Origin of the sequence: Amnibacterium kyonggiense (genome assembly GCF_004364555.1) — a bacterium.
Taxonomy (GTDB): Bacteria; Actinomycetota; Actinomycetes; order Actinomycetales; family Microbacteriaceae; genus Amnibacterium; species Amnibacterium kyonggiense.
In genome coordinates this window covers 842,897-859,421 of the sequence record NZ_SOAM01000002.1, presented here as the reverse complement: position 1 = coordinate 859,421, position 16,525 = coordinate 842,897, and the positions used below count along the sequence as shown (strand labels likewise).

Sequence of the window (16,525 nt, the reverse complement as noted above, 5' to 3'; positions counted from 1 at the left end):
TCGATGGCATGACGGTACGCTGCAGCCGCCCCGGCGGCAAGGAGGGACACGCCCGTACCGTGTCCGCATGGTCACCACCGCCCCCTACGGGGAGTGGCGCTCGCCGCTGACGGCCGAGGCCGTCGCCGCGGGCAGCCACGCCCCGGACTCCGCCCGGTTCGTCGGCGACGAGATCTGGTGGGCCGAGCCGGTCGCCGCCGAGCGGCGGACGGCCCTGCTCCGGTCGGGTTCCGGCGGCCTCGAGGTGGTGCTCCCCGCGCCCTGGAACGTGCGGACCTCCGTGCACGAGTACGGCGGCGGCGCCTGGACGGCCGTCGGCGCGACCGTCGTGTTCGCGCACTTCGACGACGGCCGCCTCCGTCGCCTCGACTGGCCGGGCGCGGAGCCCGTCCCGCTCACGCCCGAGCAGGACGGCGTCGCGTACGGCGGCCTCGTCCCCGCCGGCGACGCGGTGCTGGCGGTCCGCGAGGTCCACACCGGCGACGGTCCGCAGGACGTCGAGCGCGACCTCGTGCTCGTGCCGCTCGACGGATCCGGGACCGTGACGAGCGTCGTCGCCGGCTCGCGGTTCCTCGCGCAGCCGCGCATCAGCCCCGACGGCGCCCGCATCGCGTGGATCGCGTGGGACCACCCGAACATGCCCTGGGACGGGACCGAGCTGCGCGTCGGCGACCTCCGCGACGGCCGGGTCGCGACGTGGCGGACGGTCCTCGGCGGCCCCGCGGAGTCGGTGCTGCAGCCCGAGTGGCTGCCCGACGGGCGGCTGGCCGCGATCTCCGACCGGTCCGGCTGGTGGAACCTCGTGGCGCTCGACGCGGACGGCGGCGAGCCGCAGCCCCTGCTGGCCGCGGAGCGCGAGACCGGCGGACCGCTGTGGGTCCTCGGCACCCGCTGGTACCAGCCGCTGCCCGACGGGCGGATCCTCCTCAGCTCCACCCTCGGCGGCACGCAGGAGGTGCTGCTCGACGCGGACGGGGCGACGACCGTGCTCCGCGACGACCGGTCCGACGTGACGTGGGAGGACACCCGCGACGGCCGCGTGCTGCTGATCGACCAGTCCGCCGCCGACCCGGTCTCCCTCTGGTCGCTCGACGTCGACGCGGGCTCGTTCACCCTCGTCCGGAGCGGGGTCGACGATCTGCCGCTCGACGTGTTCCCGGAGGCGGAGCTGCTCGAGTTCGGGGGCGTGCACGCGGTCGTGTACCGCCCGCGGAACCCGGCGTTCGCCGCGCCGGAGGGCACGCTGCCGCCTTTCGTCGCCTTCGTCCACGGCGGCCCGACGGCGCAGGCCGGCATCCGCACCAACCCGGCGTACGCGTACTACACGAGCCGCGGCATCGGCGTCGTCGACGTCGACTACGGCGGCTCCACCGGCTACGGCCGCGCGTACCGGGAGCGCCTGCGCGGGCAGTGGGGCGTCGTCGACGTCCAGGACGTGGTGACCGTCGCGCGCGGGCTCGCGGAGCTCGGCATCGCGGACGGCTCGCGCATCGCGATCGAGGGCGGCTCCGCCGGCGGCTGGACCGTGCTCGCGGCCCTGACCACGACCGACGCGTTCGCCGCCGGCGTCTCCAAGTACGGCATCGCGGACGGCGCCGTGCTGGCCGCGGACACGCACGACTTCGAGTCCCGCTACACCGACGGCCTGATCGGGCCCTACCCCGAGGCCGAGGAGGTCTACCGGGACCGGTCGCCGATCACGCACGTGGACGGCCTGCGGGCGCCGGTCCTGCTGCTGCAGGGACTCGACGACAAGGTCGTGCCGCCCGCCCAGTCGCGGCTGTTCCGGGACGCGCTCGCCGCGCGCGGGATCCCGCACGCGCTGATCGAGTACCCGGGGGAGGGGCACGGGTTCCGCGGCCGGGAGGCGCTCGTGTCGTCCCGCGAGGCGGCGCTCTCCTTCTACGGCCAGGTGCTCGGGTTCACGCCGCCGGACGTCCCGGTCCTGCCGCTCGACCGCTGACGGCGTCCCGGAGCACGATCGCAGGAAGGAGGCGCGTCAGCAGGAACTCCGGAGCGCCTCCTTCCTGCTGATGCGCCTGGTCCCTGCCGTCGTGCTCGACGGTTCCTGCTGTCGTGCTCCTCGGCGCGGCGGGAAGGTCCGAGGCACCCGCTACGTTCCTTCCCCACGACCGCCTCCGGAAGGACACCCGTGACCGACACCGCCACCGCACCCGCCCCCTCCGCTGAGGAGCGCCTCGAGCGCTTCCACGCCGCCCGCGAGCAGGCGGTGCAGACCGCGCAGGGCTTCCTCGCCCTGACGAACACGCAGTGGGTGGGGGAGGAGCAGACGATCTGGGGCGTGCCCGGCACCTGGGCGCCGCGCGCGGACGGCGAGTCCGGCCTGCTCGTGACCGCCGCGCCGGAGGACGGGATCGTCGTCGACGGCGAGCCGGTCGACGGCACGGTCGTGGTCCGCGGCAAGGACGACCCGCAGCCGTCGAAGATCGTCTTCGACGACCACACCACCGGCACCGTCATCCGCGGCGAGGACGGCCAGTACGCGCTCCGCGTCTGGGACGCGAAGTCGGAGGCGATCGAGGAGTTCGGTTCGATCAGCACCTTCCCGTACAACGAGGAGTGGGTCGTCACTGGCACCTTCACGCCGAACCCGGCGGGCACGACGGTCGGGTTCTCGCACGTGAAGGACGACGGCGCGACCCGCGAGCTGCCCGTCCCGGGCGACATCGCGGTCACCCTCCGCGGCGAGGAGTACCGGATCGCGGCGTTCAAGGACGGCCGTCGCCTGCAGCTCGTGTTCGCCGACGAGACGAGCGACGGCGACACCTACGGCGTCGGCCGCTTCCTCTTCATCGCGCCGAACCCGGACGGCACGATCACGCTCGACTTCAACTACGCGGTGCTGCCGCCCTGCGCCTTCTCGTACAACTTCAACTGCCCGATGCCGCCCAAGCAGAACCGCTTCCCGTTCCGCATCGAGGCGGGCGAGAAGCAGGTGCTCGGCACGGACGGGTCGCTCCTGCACGAGTGACGCGGCTCGGTCGGCGGACGCGCCCGCGTCCGCCGACCGACGGACCGTCGGAGGTGTGTTCTACGGTTCCCGCATGGACGAGCGGACCGGCGAGCGCGATCACGTGGTCGTCGTGCGCCGGACCGCGGACGGCCACGCCCTCGCGCACGGCGACGGGGTGGAGGAGGTCGCCGCGGGTGCGCTGGCCGCCGCCGTCGCGCGGCTCGAGGCGCAGGGGCCGCGCTGGGCGTGGGACACCGCCGACGTCTACCCGGCGCTGCTGGAAGCGGGCGTCCGGGTCGCCCGGGCGTGGGACCTGCGGCTCGGTCGGGCACTGCTGCGCCGCGCAGCCGGCACGCGGGGCACGATCGCGGCGCTGCCCGCCGACGGCTGGGACGAGCTCGCGCCCGTCGACGACGGGGCGCTGCCCCTCGACCTCGGGTCCGACCTCGACCCGGTCGCCGAGCACGCCCGGCAGGCCGCCGAGATCGCCGCCTCCGAGCGCCCGGGCGCGCTGCGCCTGCTCCTCACGGCGGAGTCCGCCGGCGCGCTCGCCGCGGCGGAGATGCGCTTCGCGGGGCTGCCGTGGCGCCGGGCGGAGCACGAGCGCCTCCTCGCATCGCTGCTCGGCCCGCGGGTCCCCGCCGATCGCCGGCCCGCATCGCTCGAGCGGCTCGCCGATGCGGTGCGGATCGCGCTCGGTGCCCCCGCGCTGAACCCGGACTCGCCGATCGAGCTGGCCCGCGCGCTGCGGTCGGCCGGGATCGAGGTGGCCAGCACCCGCGCCGCGGAGCTGCGCACGATCGACCACCCCGCCGTCGGCCCGCTGCTCGAGTACAAGAAGCTCGCGCGCCTCCACGCTGCCAACGGGTGGGCGTGGCTCGACACGTGGGTGCGCGACGACCGCTTCCACCCCGAGTACCTCGTCGGCGGCGTCGTGACCGGGCGGTGGGCCGCTCGCGGCGGCGGAGCGCTCCAGCTGCCGAAGCAGATCCGGTCGGCGGTGTCGGCCGACGACGGCTGGCGCCTCGTCGTCGCGGACGCGGCTCAGCTCGAGCCGCGAGTGCTCGCCGGCCTCGCGCACGACCGGGCGATGGCCGATGCGGGTCGCGGTCGGGACCTCTATGCCGGCATCGTCGCGAGCGGTGCCGTCGCGACCCGGCAGAGCGCGAAGGTCGGGATGCTCGGGGCGCTCTACGGCGCGACCGGCGGCGAGGGCGGCCGGCTCGTCCCGCGGCTCGCCCAGCGCTTCCCGCGCGCCCTCGCGCTCGTCGAGCAGGCGGCGCGGGAGGGGGAGCGGGGCGGCACGGTCTCGACGCTGCTCGGCCGGTCGACCCCGCCCGTCTCCGACCGGCAGCGCGCGCTCGACCGCGACGCGGCGGTGTTCGACGCCGACGAGCGGGTGCTGCAGCGTGCCCGGTCCGTCGCGCGCGACCGCGGCCGCTTCACCCGAAACTTCGTCGTGCAGGGCACCGCCGCCGAGTGGGCGCTGTGCTGGCTCGCCGACCTCCGGGGTCGGCTGTGGGAGCTGGGGGAGGGGCGCGTCGAGGAGCGACCGCACCTCGTCTACTTCCTGCACGACGAGGTGATCGTGCACACGCCCGCCGCGATGGCCGACCGGGTGGCGGAGGCCGTCACGGCGTCGGCGGAGAGCGCGGGGCGCCTGCTCTTCGGCGACTTCCCGATCGACTTCCCCCTCGACGTCGCCGTGGTCGACCGGTACGACGAGGCCGGCTGAACGGCGCCCTCAGCAGGACGGTGTGTGCTCGCCCCATGACGCAGCGCACGGCGAAGCAGATCGTCGCCCCCCGGTACGGCGGGCCCGAGGTCCTCGAGGAGGTCGAGCAGGAGATCCCGCAGGCGGGCCCGGGCCAGGTGACCGTCGAGGTGCGCGCGGCCGGGGTGAACCCCGCGGACTACAAGGGCTTCGCCGGCGCCTACTCGAAGGACCCGGAAGCGCTGCCGATCCACCCCGGCTACGAGGTGGCCGGGGTCGTCCTCGACCTCGGTGCCGACACCGAGCTTGCCTCGGGCGGCGGCGCGGTCGGCGACGAGGTGCTGGCGTTCCGCGTGGGCGGCGGATACGCCTCCCGCATCACCGTGCCCGCGACGGACGTCTTCGCCAAGCCCGCCGCCCTCGACTTCCCGGCGGCGGCGAACCTGCTGCTCGCCGGGACGACGGCGGAGGACATGCTGCGGGTCACCGGCGTGCGGGCCGGCGAGACGGTGCTCGTGCACGGCGCCTCCGGCGCGGTGGGGGTGATGGTCCTCCAGCTCGCGCGCCTGCGCGGCATCCGCGCGATCGGCACCACGAGCGGCGCCCGCGCCGACGTCGTCACCGAGTTCGGCGGCGAACCGGTCCGCTACGGCGACGGGCTCCTCGACCGCGTCCGCGCGCTGGCGCCCGACGGCGTCGACGCCGCGCTCGACTGCGTCGGCACCGACGAGGCGGTCGACGTCTCGCTCGCGGTCGCGCCGAAGGAGCGGGTCGTGACGATCGCCGCGATGGGGCGGGCTCAGCGGGATGGGTTCCTCGCGGTCGGCGGCCGGATGCCGGAGAGCGCGGCCTTCCGCGACTCGGTCCGCGCCTCGCTCATCGCCCTCGCGGGCTCCGGTGACCTGGTCGTCCCGATCGCGCGGACCTACCCGCTCGCCCGCGCAGCGGAAGCGCTGACGTTCCTCGCGGACGGCCACCCGGGGGGCAAGATCGCCCTGATTCCGTGACCTCCGGGGCGGCCCCCAGGACTGGGGACGCCCCGCGGCGCGCCGGGCGGGTACCGATTCGGTTGTCTTCCCGGCGTGTCGTCCGGCATACTTCCCGGGTGCCGAATAGGCCCGCGCTAATTTCATAGAGGTGACACTCGGTTCCGACCGTTCACCACAGATCGTTGGGGAAGACGCATCTGTTCGAACGGAGGACGAATCCATGGTCACCTCAGTCGCCCGTGGCGTGCTGTACGTGCACTCGTCACCGCGAGCACTCTGCCCCCACGTCGAGTGGGCGGCCGGTCATGCGATCGGTCGACCCGTCAGCTTCACGTGGACGGATCAGCCCGTGCTGCGCGGTGCGCAGCGCACCGATTTCACCTGGGAGGGTGGCCCGGGCACTGGCGCTGCCATCGCGTCGAAGCTGCGCGGATGGGAGCACCTGCGCTTCGAGGTCACGGAGGACCCCCGTGACGGCGTCGACGGCAGCCGGTGGCTGCACACGCCCGACCTCGGGATCTTCCACGCGCAGACCGACGCGGCCGGCAACATCGTCGTGCCCGAGGACCGGATCCGCGCCGCGATGGACGCCGCGGGCACCAGCGCGATCGAGCTCCACCGGGAGCTCCGCCTCGCCCTCGGGCAGGCCTGGGACGACGAGCTCGAGCCGTTCCGGCACGCCATCGGCACCTCTTCGGTGACCTGGCTGCACCGCTCCGCGGTCTGACCGCGCCCCGCGGAAGATCCGAATCACGAAGATGTAATTCATCGGCGTGTCAGGGCCTGCGAAGGGGGCGGAGTTCAGTACCTTCTTCACGTCCGCTGGTGCGACTTCTTAGTGTTCGGGCTGTATGGGTAGCGGCCCTCGAACCTCAGCATCGTGCGGCAGAAGAGCCCCCGTCCGGATGGGTACCGGAACGGGGGCTCTTCCCTTTGCGCGGGGTCGGGCTCGACCGGCGGGGCCCGCGACGGTCGTTGACCCGGGCGCTCCGCGCCCGCGTCGAAACCACCCCGAGCAGGCGGGGAACCGCTCAGTCGAAGGCGCCCTCGGCGTCCCAGCGCTCGAGGTCCGCGAGCCACGCGGTCGCCGTCCCGTCGGACGGGGCCCGCCAGTCGCCGCGCGGGGACAGCGAGCCGCCGGCCAGCACCTTCGGCCCGTTCGGCATCGCGGACCGCTTGAACTGCGCGAACGCGAAGAACCGGCGGCAGAACACCTCGAGCCACCGGCGGATCTCCGGCAGGTCGTAGTCCACCCGCTTGGCGGCCGGGAAGTTCGGCGGCCAGGTGCCCTCCTCCGCGTCGCGCCATGCGTGCCACGCGAGGAAGGCGATGCGGGACGGTCGGAACCCGTACCGGAGCACGTGGAAGAGCGCGAAGTCCTGCAGTGCGTACGGTCCGACCTTCGACTCGGTGGACTGCAGCTGCTCGCCGGGCACGAGCTCCGGGCTGATCTCGGTGTCGAGGATGCGACCGAGCGTCGCCTCGACCTCCGCGTCGAACTGGTCGGTCGAGATCGCCCAGCGGATGAGGTGCTGGATGAACGTCTTCGGGATGCCGCCGTTGACGTTGTAGTGGCTCATCTGGTCGCCGACGCCGTATGTCGACCAGCCGAGCGCGAGCTCCGACAGGTCGCCGGTGCCGAGCACGATGCCGCCGCGCTGGTTCGCGATCCGGAAGAGGTAGTCGGTGCGGAGGCCCGCCTGCACGTTCTCGAACGTGACGTCGTAGACGGGCTCGCCGCTGCCGAACGGATGGCCCATCTCGCGGAGCATGGTCGTGGCGGTCGGCCGGATGTCGATCTCGCCGGCGGTGACGCCGAGGGAGCGCATCAGGGAGCGGGCGTTCCCGCTCGTCTCGTCCCCGGTCGCGAAGCCGGGCAGCGAGAACGCGAGGACGTCGGTGCGCGGGCGGCCGGTCCGGTCCATCGCCTGCGCGGCGACGAGCAGGGCCTGCGTCGAGTCGAGGCCGCCGGAGACGCCGATGACGACCTTCGGCCTCCCGATCGCCTCCAGGCGCTGCACGAGGCCGGCGACCTGGATGTTGTAGGCCTCGTAGCAGTCCTGCGCGAGGCGGGCGGCGTCCGCGGGCACGAACGGGAACCGCTCCACGCGACGCTCGAACCCGATGTCGGACATGTCGGGCTGCAGCTCGAACCGGATGCGGCGGAAGGCGTCGACGCGGTCGGCGTGCGTCCGCCGGTTGTCGTCGAACGTGCCCATCCGCATCCGCTCCTGCCGGAGCAGGTCGAGGTCGACGTCCGCCACCGCGATCCGGTCCGCGTCGGGGAAGCGGTCCGTCTCGGCGAGCAGCATGCCGTTCTCGTGGATCATCGTCTGGCCGTCCCACGACAGGTCCGTCGTGGACTCGCCGCGGCCCGCCGCCGCGTAGACGTGGGCGGCGAGGCAGCGCGACGACGCCGACTGCGCGAGCAGACGGCGGTCCTCCGCCCGCCCGACGGTGATCGGGCTGCCGGACAGGTTGGCGAGGACGGTGGCGCCGGCGAGGGCGGCCTCCGCGCTCGGCGGGATCGGCACCCACATGTCCTCGCAGACCTCGACGTGCAGCACGAGGCCCGGGAGGTCGACCGCCTCGAAGAGCAGGTCGGGCCCGAACGGGACGTCGACGCCGCCGACCAGGATCCGCTGCCCGCGGCGGTCGTCGCCGGGCGTCAGCTGCCGGCGTTCGTAGAACTCGCGGTAGGTGGGCAGGTACGACTTCGGCACGACCCCGAGGACGCCGCCGCGGTGCACCACGACCGCGCAGTTGAACACGCGGCCGTCGCGCCGGAGCGGGGCGCCGACGACGAGGACGGGCCGCAGGTCGGTGCTGGCGGTCACGATGCGGTCCAGACCGGCCTCGACCGCGTCGAGCAGCGCGTCCTGGAGCACGAGGTCCTCGACGGAGTAGCCGGAGAGCGCCAGCTCGGTGAAGACGGCGACGTCGACCGAGTCGTCGCTGCAGCGCTCCGCCATCTCGAGGATGTCCTCGGCGTTCGCCGCCGGGTCTCCGACGGTCGTGAGGCCGGTGCAGGCGGCCACCCGGGCGAACCCGTGCTCGTGGATCGAGCGGAACTCCAAGGCGGCGCCTCCTCGAATCGACGCGTCAGGCGGTCGCGAAGACCGTCACCGCGTTGTGGCCGCCGAACCCGAAGGAGTTGCTGACCGCGACGAGGTCGCCGTCCGGCAGCTTCCGCGGCGACGTGGCGACGTCGAGCACGATCTCGGGGTCCTGCGCCGTGAGGTTGATGGTCGGCGGCGCCGTGCGCTCCTGGAGCGCCTTGACGGTGAAGACCGCCTCGATCGCGCCGGCCCCGCCGAGGAGGTGACCGGTGGCGGCCTTCGTGGCGCTGACGACGACCTCGTCGAGGTGGTCGCCGAACACGTTCCGGATCGACTTGTACTCGGCGATGTCGCCCACCGGCGTGCTCGTCGCGTGGGCGTTGATGTGCGCCACGTCCGTGGTCGTCACCGACGCGTCCTCGAGCGCCAGGCGCATCGCGCGCGGCACCGAGCCGTTCGGGTCGGGGTCCGGCGCGCTGATGTGGAACGCGTCGCTCGTCACCGCGCCGCCGAGGACGCGGGCGTAGATCCGCGCGCCACGGGCCTTCGCGTGGTCCTCGCGCTCGAGGACGAGCGCCGCGGCGCCCTCGCCGAGCACGAACCCGTCGCGTCCGGAGTCGTACGGTCGGGAGGCGAGCTCCGGGGCGTCGTTGCGCTTCGAGAGCGCCTGCATCTGCGCGAACGCCGCGAGCGGGAGCGCGTGCACGCACGCCTCCGTACCGCCCGCGATGATCACGTCGGCGTAGCCGCGGCGGAGGTGCTCGATCGCGTTGCCGATCGACTCGTTGCTGGAGGCGCAGGCGGAGACCACCGTGCGGGCACCGGCCCGTGCGGTGAACTCCATCTCGATCGCGGCGGCGGCCGCGTTCGGCATGAGCATCGGGACCGTCATCGGCGGCACGCGCCGCGGTCCCTTCTCCTTCAACGTGTCCCACGCCGAGAGCAGCGTCCAGACGCCGCCGATGCCGGTCGCCCAGTCGACGCCGAGCCGCGTCGGCTCGACCTCGGGCGATCCGGCATCGGCCCAGGCCTCGCGAGCCGCGATGAGTGCCAGCTGCGCCCCGCGGTCGAGCCGCTTCGCCTCGATCCGATCGAGCACCTCGGTCGGATCGACCTTGGTGATGCCCGCGAACCGCACCGGCAGCTCCAGCTCCTCCGCCCACGGGTAGGGGAGCGTGCGCGCCCCCGACTCGCCGGCGAGCAGAGCCGTCCAGGTGTCCTGGACGTTCACGCCGAGCGGCGAGAACGTCCCGATGCCGGTGACGACGATGTCTGGAGCTGCCATGGAGCGGCGTTCGCCTTCCTCGATGCGGATGGGAGGGCCGGGTCCTCGCGGACCCGGCTCGATCAGGCCTGGGCGGCCGTGATGAAGTTGACGGCGTCGCCGACCGTCTTGAGGTTCTTGACCTCTTCGTCCGGGATCTTCACGTCGAACTTCTCCTCGGCGTTGACCACGATGGTCATCATCGAGATCGAGTCGATGTCGAGGTCGTCCGTGAACGACTTCTCCATCTCGACGGTGTCGGTCGCGATGCCCGTCTCGTCGCTGATGAGCTCGGCGAGGCCGGCGAGGACTTCTTCGGTGGACTGAGCCATGTGGGGGTCGTTCTCCTTGGTCTCACGGGCTCCGCAGCGCGCGGAACCGGTCGGTGATCAGTGTATTGGGGCGCGTGCCGCGCACTCAGGGCAGGCGGACGACCTGGGCGCCGAACACGAGCCCCGCGCCGAAGCCGATCTGGAGGGCCAGACCGCCGGACAGCTCGGGGTGCTCGGCGAGCAGGGCGTGCGCGGCGAGCGGGATCGACGCGGCGGAGGTGTTGCCCGTCAGCGCGATGTCGCGCGCGATCGCGACGTGCGCCGGCAGCTTCAGCTGCTTGGCGAGCTCGTCGATGATCCGCATGTTCGCCTGGTGCGGGATGAACGCGGCGAGGTCGTCGGCGGTGATGCCGGCGGCGTCGAGCGCCTGCTGGGCCACCTTCGCCATCTCCCAGACGGCCCAGCGGAAGACGGTCGGGCCCTCCTGCCGCAGCGTCGGCCAGTCGACCTCGCCGTTGCCGTCGCGGTAGGCGCCCAGGGTGCTGTCCATCCCCACGACGTCCCACTTGCCGCCGTCGGAGCCCCACACGGTGGGGGAGACGCCGGGCTCGTCGGCGGGGCCGAGCACCGCGGCGCCCGCGCCGTCGCCGAGGAGGAACGAGATCGTCCGGTCCGTCGGCTTCGCGTAGTCCGAGAGCTTCTCGGCGCCGACGACGAGCACGTACTCGGCGAGCCCGGTGCGGATGAAGGAGTCGGCCTGCGCGATGCCGTAGGTGAAGCCGGCGCACGCGGCGGAGATGTCGTACGCCGGCGCGGGCGTCGCGCCCACGCGGTCGGTGAGGAGCGCAGCGAGCGACGGCGTCTGCACCGTGTTCGAGATGGTCGACACGAGCACCGCGCCGATCTGCTCGGGGCGGATGCCGGCGGCCTCGATGGCCTGCTTCGCCGCCTCCTCCGCGAGGTCGACGGCCTGGACGTCCGCGGTGGCGCGGCGACGAGCGATCACGCCGGTGCGCTGGCGGATCCACTCGTCGGAGGAGTTGATCGGGCCGACGATGTCGTCGTTCGTGACGACCTCCGAGCCGCGGGCGGCACCGTAGGCGAGGATGCGCGACCCGGCGCGGCCGACGGTCTGGTGCAGCGCGGTCATCGGGCGGCCGCCGACGAGGTGCGCGGGGGGATGGTGTTCATGCCGTCCGATCGAGCAGGTCCTGCGCCGCGGCCAGGTCCGCAGGCGTCTTCACCGCGACGGTCGGCACGCCCTTGAGCCCGCGCTTCGCGAGCCCGGTCAGCGTGCCGGCCGGAGCGAGCTCGACGAGCCCCGTGATCCCGGCGGCCGCGAACGACTCCATGCAGCGGTCCCACCGTACCGGTGAGGCGACCTGCCCGACGAGCAGATCGAGGTAGGCGGAGCCGGACCCGACCTCGGACCCGTCCTTGTTCGTCCACAGCCGTGCGGACGGGTCGGCGGGGGCGAGGCCGGCCGCGAACCCGCGCAGCGCGTCGACGGCCGGCGCCATGAAGGCGGTGTGGAAGGCGCCGGCGACCTGCAGCGGGATCACCCGCGTGCCGGCGGGCGGCTCGGCCCGCAGGGTGTCGAGGGCGGCGAGCTCGCCGGCCGCGACGATCTGGCCGCCGCCGTTGCGGTTCGCGGGGATCAGGCCGAGCTCGGTGAGCCGCTCGACCACGGCCGTCTCGTCGCCGCCGACGACGGCGCTCATCCCGGTGAGCACGGCCGCGGCCGCTTCCGCCATCGCACGGCCGCGCACGGCGACGAGGCGCATGCCGTCGACGTCCGACAGCACGCCGCTCACGACCGAGGCGGTCACCTCGCCCACGGAGTGGCCCGCGACCGCGCTCGGCGTGCGCTCCAGCGCGGCGGCGGTGACGATGCCGGCGGCGACGATCAACGGCTGGGCGATCTCGGTGCGGCGGATGGTGTCCGCGTCGGCGGTGGTGCCGAGCGAGACGAGGTCGAGCTCCGCCGCGTCCCCGAGCGCCTCGAGGCGCTCGCGCACCCCGTCGAGCTCGAGCCACGGGGTGAGGAACCCGGGGGTCTGGGAGCCCTGACCGGGCGCGACGACGACGATCACGAGATCCAAGTCTGTCGGAGACGCCGCGCGCCGTGCTGAGAACGCGTCCAAAGGATCGTCCGGATCGTTGTGCGGGTCGCACAGCGGTGGGACGCCCTACTTCCTCCTGCGGACCTGGACGGGCTCGCTGATGGCGCCCACGATCAGCGCGGCGTGGAGGACGAAGGCGTCGCGCGGCGAGGTCGGGTCCCAGCCGAGCAGCTCCGTGATCCGCTTGAGGCGGTAGCGGACGGTGTTGGGATGGACGTACAGCTCGCGGGCGGTGCCCTCCAGCGAGCGGCCGTTGTCGAGATACGCCCACAGCGTCGCGAGCAGCTCCGGGCTGTGGTGCTCCCGGAGCGGCTGGTGGATGCGCGAGACCAGCGTGGTCCGGGCGAGCGGGTCGCCCGCGAGGGCGCGCTCGGGCAGGAGGTCGTCCGCGGCGACCGGCCGCGGCGCGGACCGCACCGCGCGGGCGGCGGCGAACCCGGCGAGGGCGGCCCGCGCGCTGCGGGACGCGGCGACGAGGTCCGGCACGGTCGGTCCGAGCACCACCGGCCCGGGGCCGAACCCGGGCTCGAGGCTCGTCGCGATGTCGAGGAAGGACGGCTGCGAGCCCGGCGGCAGCTCCTCGAGCGGCGGGTCCTCCGGGCGCGGGGGCAGGTCCTCGGCGCGCGGGACCTGCGCCGCCGCCTCGTCCGACCGGCCGATCACGAGGACGAGCCGCGCGCCCTGCACGCCGATGAGGACGTCGGAGGCGAGGTGTCGCGCGGTGCGCCGCAGCTGATCGACGTCGAGCAGTCGCGGCGTCGTCCCGACGAGCACGGACACCTCCCCGTGCCCGTGCCACCCGAGCGCGGCGATACGGCTCGGCAGCGCGTCGTCCGCCTCGCCCGACAGGATCGAGTCGACGACGAGCGCCTCGAGCCGCGCGTCCCACAGGCCGCGCGCCTCCGCCGCCCGCGCGTAGACGTCGGCGGCCGCGAACGCGATCTCGCGCGAGTAGAGCAGGATCGGCTCGCGCAGGCCCTGGTCGGTGGAGCTCGCGATGCGCTCCTCCACCACCTCCACCGTGGCGCGGATCAGCTGCAGCGTCTGCTGCAGGCTGACCGACCGGAGGAGTTCCCGCGGCGCCGCCCCGAACACGTCGGCGGCGATCCACGGGGTCGACGCCGGGTCCTCGTACCAGCTGATGAACGATCGGATGCCGGCCTGCGCGACGAGCCCCACGGAGCTGCGGCGGCCCGGGGGCATGTCCCGGTACCACGGGAGGGTGTCCTCGAGCCGCTTCAGCGTGGCGGTGGCCAGCTCACCGGCGATCTGACGCAGCCACGCGAGGGTCTCCGCCTTGGTCCGAGCGGCCACCGCCGGCGCGTCAGCTCTCGCCGCCGGCCGTGCCGGACGTCCCGGCGGACACGTCGTGCAGCTTGTACTTGTCGATCGCCTGCGCCGCCGCGTACGGGTCGACCTTGCCCTCGTCGGCGAGCGCCTCGAGGGCGCGGACGACGAGCGACGGGCCGTCGATGTGGAAGAACCGTCGGGCGGCCGCCCGGGTGTCCGAGAAGCCGAAGCCGTCGGCGCCGAGCGTCGCGTAGGTGCGGGGGACGAACTGCCGGATCTGGTCCGGGACCGAGTGCGCGAAGTCGCTGACCGCGACGACGGGCCCCTCGGTCGACTGCAGCTTCTCCGTCACGAACGGCGTACGGCGGTCCTCCGTCGGGTTCAGGAACGCGTCGTGCTCGGCGGCGAGGCCGTCGCGACGCAGCTCGGACCATGACGTGACGCTCCACACGTCGGCGGAGACGCCCCAGTCCTTCTCGAGCAGCTCCTGCGCCTCGAGCGCCCACGGCACACCGACGCCGGATGCGAGCAGCTGCACCTTCGGGCCCTGCGCCTCGGAGCGCTTCAGCAGGTAGATGCCCCGCTTGACGCCCTCGACGTCGAGTCCCTCCGGCTCGGCCGGCTGCGGCATCGGCTCGTTGTAGACGGTCAGGTAGTACATGACGTTCGGGTCGGGGTGCTGCCCGCCGTACATCCGGTCGAGGCCGTCGGCGACGATGTGCCCGATCTCGTACCCGTAGGCGGGGTCGTAGGCGACGACCGCCGGGTTCGTCTCGGCCAGCGTCAGCGAGTGGCCGTCCGCGTGCTGCAGGCCCTCGCCGGTCAGCGTGGTGCGACCCGCGGTCGCGCCGATCATGAAGCCGCGGGTCATCTGGTCGCCCGCCGCCCAGATCGCGTCGCCGGTCCGCTGGAACCCGAACATCGAGTAGAAGACGTAGACCGGGATGAGCGGCTCGCCGTGCGTGGCGTACGACGTGCCGATGGCCGTGAACGCGGCGAGCGCGCCCGCCTCGTTGATGCCGACGTGGACGATCTGGCCCTGCGGGCTCTCCTTGTAGGCGAGGAGCAGCTCGCGGTCGACCGACGTGTAGTGCTGGCCGCGGGGGTTGTAGATCTTCGCGGTCGGGAAGAACGCATCGATGCCGAACGTGCGGGCCTCGTCCGGGATGATCGGCACCACGCGGGCGCCGAAGTCCTTCGCGCGGACCAGGTCCTTCAGCAGGCGGACGAACGCCATGGTCGTGGCGACCTGCTGCGTCCCCGAGCCCTTCTTCACGACCTGGTACGCCTTCGCATCCGGCAGCGCGAGCGGCTTGTGCTCGGTGCGGCGCTGCGGCACGTATCCGCCGAGCGCGCGGCGACGCTCCTGCAGGTACTGGATCGCCTCGTCGTCCTGCCCCGGGTGGTAGTACGGCGGCAGGTACGGGTTCTCCTCGAGCTGCGCGTCGGAGATCGGGATGCGGAGCTCGTCGCGGAACTGCTTCAGGTTGTCGAGCGTCAGCTTCTTCATCTGGTGGGTCGCGTTGCGGCCCGCGAAGTTCGGTCCGAGGCCGTAGCCCTTGATCGTCTTCGCCAGGATGACCGTCGGCTGGCCCTTGTGCTCCATCGCCGCCTGGTAGGCCGCGAACACCTTGCGGTAGTCGTGGCCGCCCCGCTTGAGGTTCCAGATCTGGTCGTCGGTGTAGCCCTCGACGAGCTTCGCGGCGCGCGGGTCGCGGCCGAAGAAGTTCTCGCGGACGTACGCGCCGCTCTCCGCCTTGTACGTCTGGAAGTCGCCGTCCGGCGTCGTGTTCATGAGGCGCAGCAGGGCGCCGTCCGTGTCGCGGGCGAGCAGGTCGTCCCACTCGCGGCCCCAGACGACCTTGATGACGTTCCAGCCGGCGCCGCGGAAGAAGCTCTCCAGCTCCTGGATGATCTTCCCGTTGCCGCGGACCGGTCCGTCGAGGCGCTGCAGATTGCAGTTGATGACGAACGTCAGGTTGTCGAGGCCCTCGTTCGCCGCGATCTGCAGCTGGCCGCGGCTCTCGACCTCGTCCATCTCGCCGTCGCCGAGGAACGCCCACACATGGCTCTCGGACGCGTCCTTGAGACCACGGTTGGTGAGGTACTTCGCGACCTGCGCCTGGTAGATCGCGTTGATCGGGCCGATGCCCATCGACACCGTCGGGAACTGCCAGAACTCCGGCATGAGCCGCGGGTGCGGATACGAGGGGAGCGCGTGCGGAGCGCGGGACTTCTCCTGGCGGAACCCGTCGAGGTCCTGCTCCGAGAGCCGCCCCTCCAGGAACGCGCGGGCGTACATGCCGGGGGAGGCATGCCCCTGGAAGAAGACCTGGTCGCCGCCGCCCGGGAAGTCGGGACCGCGGAAGAAGTGGTTGTAGCCGACCTCGTACAGCGCCGCCGAGGAGGCGTACGTGGAGATGTGGCCGCCGACCGCGATGCCGGGGCGCTGCGCGCGGTGCACCGTGATGGCCGCGTTCCAGCGGATCCACGCCCGGTACCGCCGCTCGACGTCCTCGTCCCCGGGGAACGCGGGCTCGTCCTCGGGTGCGATGGTGTTGACGTAGTCCGTCGTGGGCACCATCGGGATGCCGAGATGCAGCTCCTGCGAGCGGCTCAGCAGGCTGAGCATGATCTCGCGCGCCCGCTCGTGGCCGAGCCGGCTCACGAGGGTGTCGAGGGACTCCACCCACTCGGCGGTCTCGGCCGGGTCACGGTCGAGGGTGCCTGCGAGGTAGGGATTCTGATCGTTGACCGCCACCTTGCGCTCTCACTTCCTGGTCGAGGACGAGCGGCTTCCGATGCTAGTCGGCGGCCGACCGGCGACCGACCGGCGTCCG

12 protein-coding genes are annotated in these 16,525 nt (G+C 73.1%); 5 read left to right on the top strand and 7 right to left on the bottom strand.

Annotated features, from left to right (window positions below; translation table 11 throughout):
• Positions 1–67: 67 nt before the first annotated feature.
• The 5 genes from CLV52_RS12390 (at position 68) to CLV52_RS12370 (ending at position 6,404) form a co-directional block, all read left to right on the top strand.
• The gene (locus CLV52_RS12390) at positions 68–1,963 is read left to right on the top strand and encodes a S9 family peptidase (RefSeq protein WP_133766618.1); all 1,896 of its coding nucleotides are present in this window, start codon (positions 68–70) and stop codon (positions 1,961–1,963) included.
• Between the two features lie 189 nt (positions 1,964–2,152).
• Positions 2,153–2,992, top strand: coding sequence for a DUF1684 domain-containing protein (locus CLV52_RS12385; protein ID WP_133766617.1), 840 nt, complete (start codon positions 2,153–2,155; stop codon positions 2,990–2,992).
• 73 nt (positions 2,993–3,065) lie between these two features.
• Positions 3,066–4,709, top strand: coding sequence for a bifunctional 3'-5' exonuclease/DNA polymerase (locus CLV52_RS12380; protein WP_133766616.1), 1,644 nt, complete (start codon positions 3,066–3,068; stop codon positions 4,707–4,709).
• A 35-nt stretch (positions 4,710–4,744) separates the two neighbouring features.
• On the top strand, positions 4,745–5,695 hold the full coding sequence (locus CLV52_RS12375; protein WP_133766615.1) for an NADP-dependent oxidoreductase: 951 nt from the start codon (positions 4,745–4,747) through the stop codon (positions 5,693–5,695).
• A 202-nt stretch (positions 5,696–5,897) separates the two neighbouring features.
• A complete protein-coding gene (locus CLV52_RS12370) occupies positions 5,898–6,404 on the top strand; it encodes a DUF3145 domain-containing protein (RefSeq protein WP_133766614.1) in 507 nt (168 codons plus the stop codon).
• A gap of 304 nt (positions 6,405–6,708) precedes the next feature.
• Here the strand turns inward: CLV52_RS12370 and CLV52_RS12365 are convergent, their stop codons facing one another.
• From CLV52_RS12365 to aceE, 7 genes are all read right to left on the bottom strand, one after another.
• Positions 6,709–8,754, bottom strand: a complete 2,046-nt coding sequence (locus CLV52_RS12365) for an NAD(+) synthase (protein ID WP_133766613.1) — start codon at positions 8,752–8,754, stop codon at positions 6,709–6,711.
• A gap of 25 nt (positions 8,755–8,779) precedes the next feature.
• Entirely contained in the window at positions 8,780–10,021 is a 1,242-nt protein-coding gene (locus tag CLV52_RS12360; protein ID WP_133766612.1) for a beta-ketoacyl-[acyl-carrier-protein] synthase family protein, read from the bottom strand.
• Between the two features lie 62 nt (positions 10,022–10,083).
• The gene (locus CLV52_RS12355) at positions 10,084–10,332 is read right to left on the bottom strand and encodes an acyl carrier protein (RefSeq protein ID WP_133766611.1); all 249 of its coding nucleotides are present in this window, start codon (positions 10,330–10,332) and stop codon (positions 10,084–10,086) included.
• 85 nt (positions 10,333–10,417) lie between these two features.
• The gene (locus CLV52_RS12350) at positions 10,418–11,422 is read right to left on the bottom strand and encodes a beta-ketoacyl-ACP synthase III (protein WP_133766610.1); all 1,005 of its coding nucleotides are present in this window, start codon (positions 11,420–11,422) and stop codon (positions 10,418–10,420) included.
• 37 nt (positions 11,423–11,459) lie between these two features.
• A complete protein-coding gene (locus tag CLV52_RS12345; protein ID WP_133766609.1) occupies positions 11,460–12,365 on the bottom strand; it encodes an ACP S-malonyltransferase in 906 nt (301 codons plus the stop codon).
• A gap of 96 nt (positions 12,366–12,461) precedes the next feature.
• On the bottom strand, positions 12,462–13,709 hold the full coding sequence (locus CLV52_RS12340) for a PucR family transcriptional regulator (protein ID WP_246018106.1): 1,248 nt from the start codon (positions 13,707–13,709) through the stop codon (positions 12,462–12,464).
• A 10-nt stretch (positions 13,710–13,719) separates the two neighbouring features.
• Positions 13,720–16,446, bottom strand: a complete 2,727-nt coding sequence (gene aceE, locus CLV52_RS12335; RefSeq protein ID WP_133766608.1) for a pyruvate dehydrogenase (acetyl-transferring), homodimeric type — start codon at positions 16,444–16,446, stop codon at positions 13,720–13,722.
• Positions 16,447–16,525 lie beyond the last annotated feature (79 nt).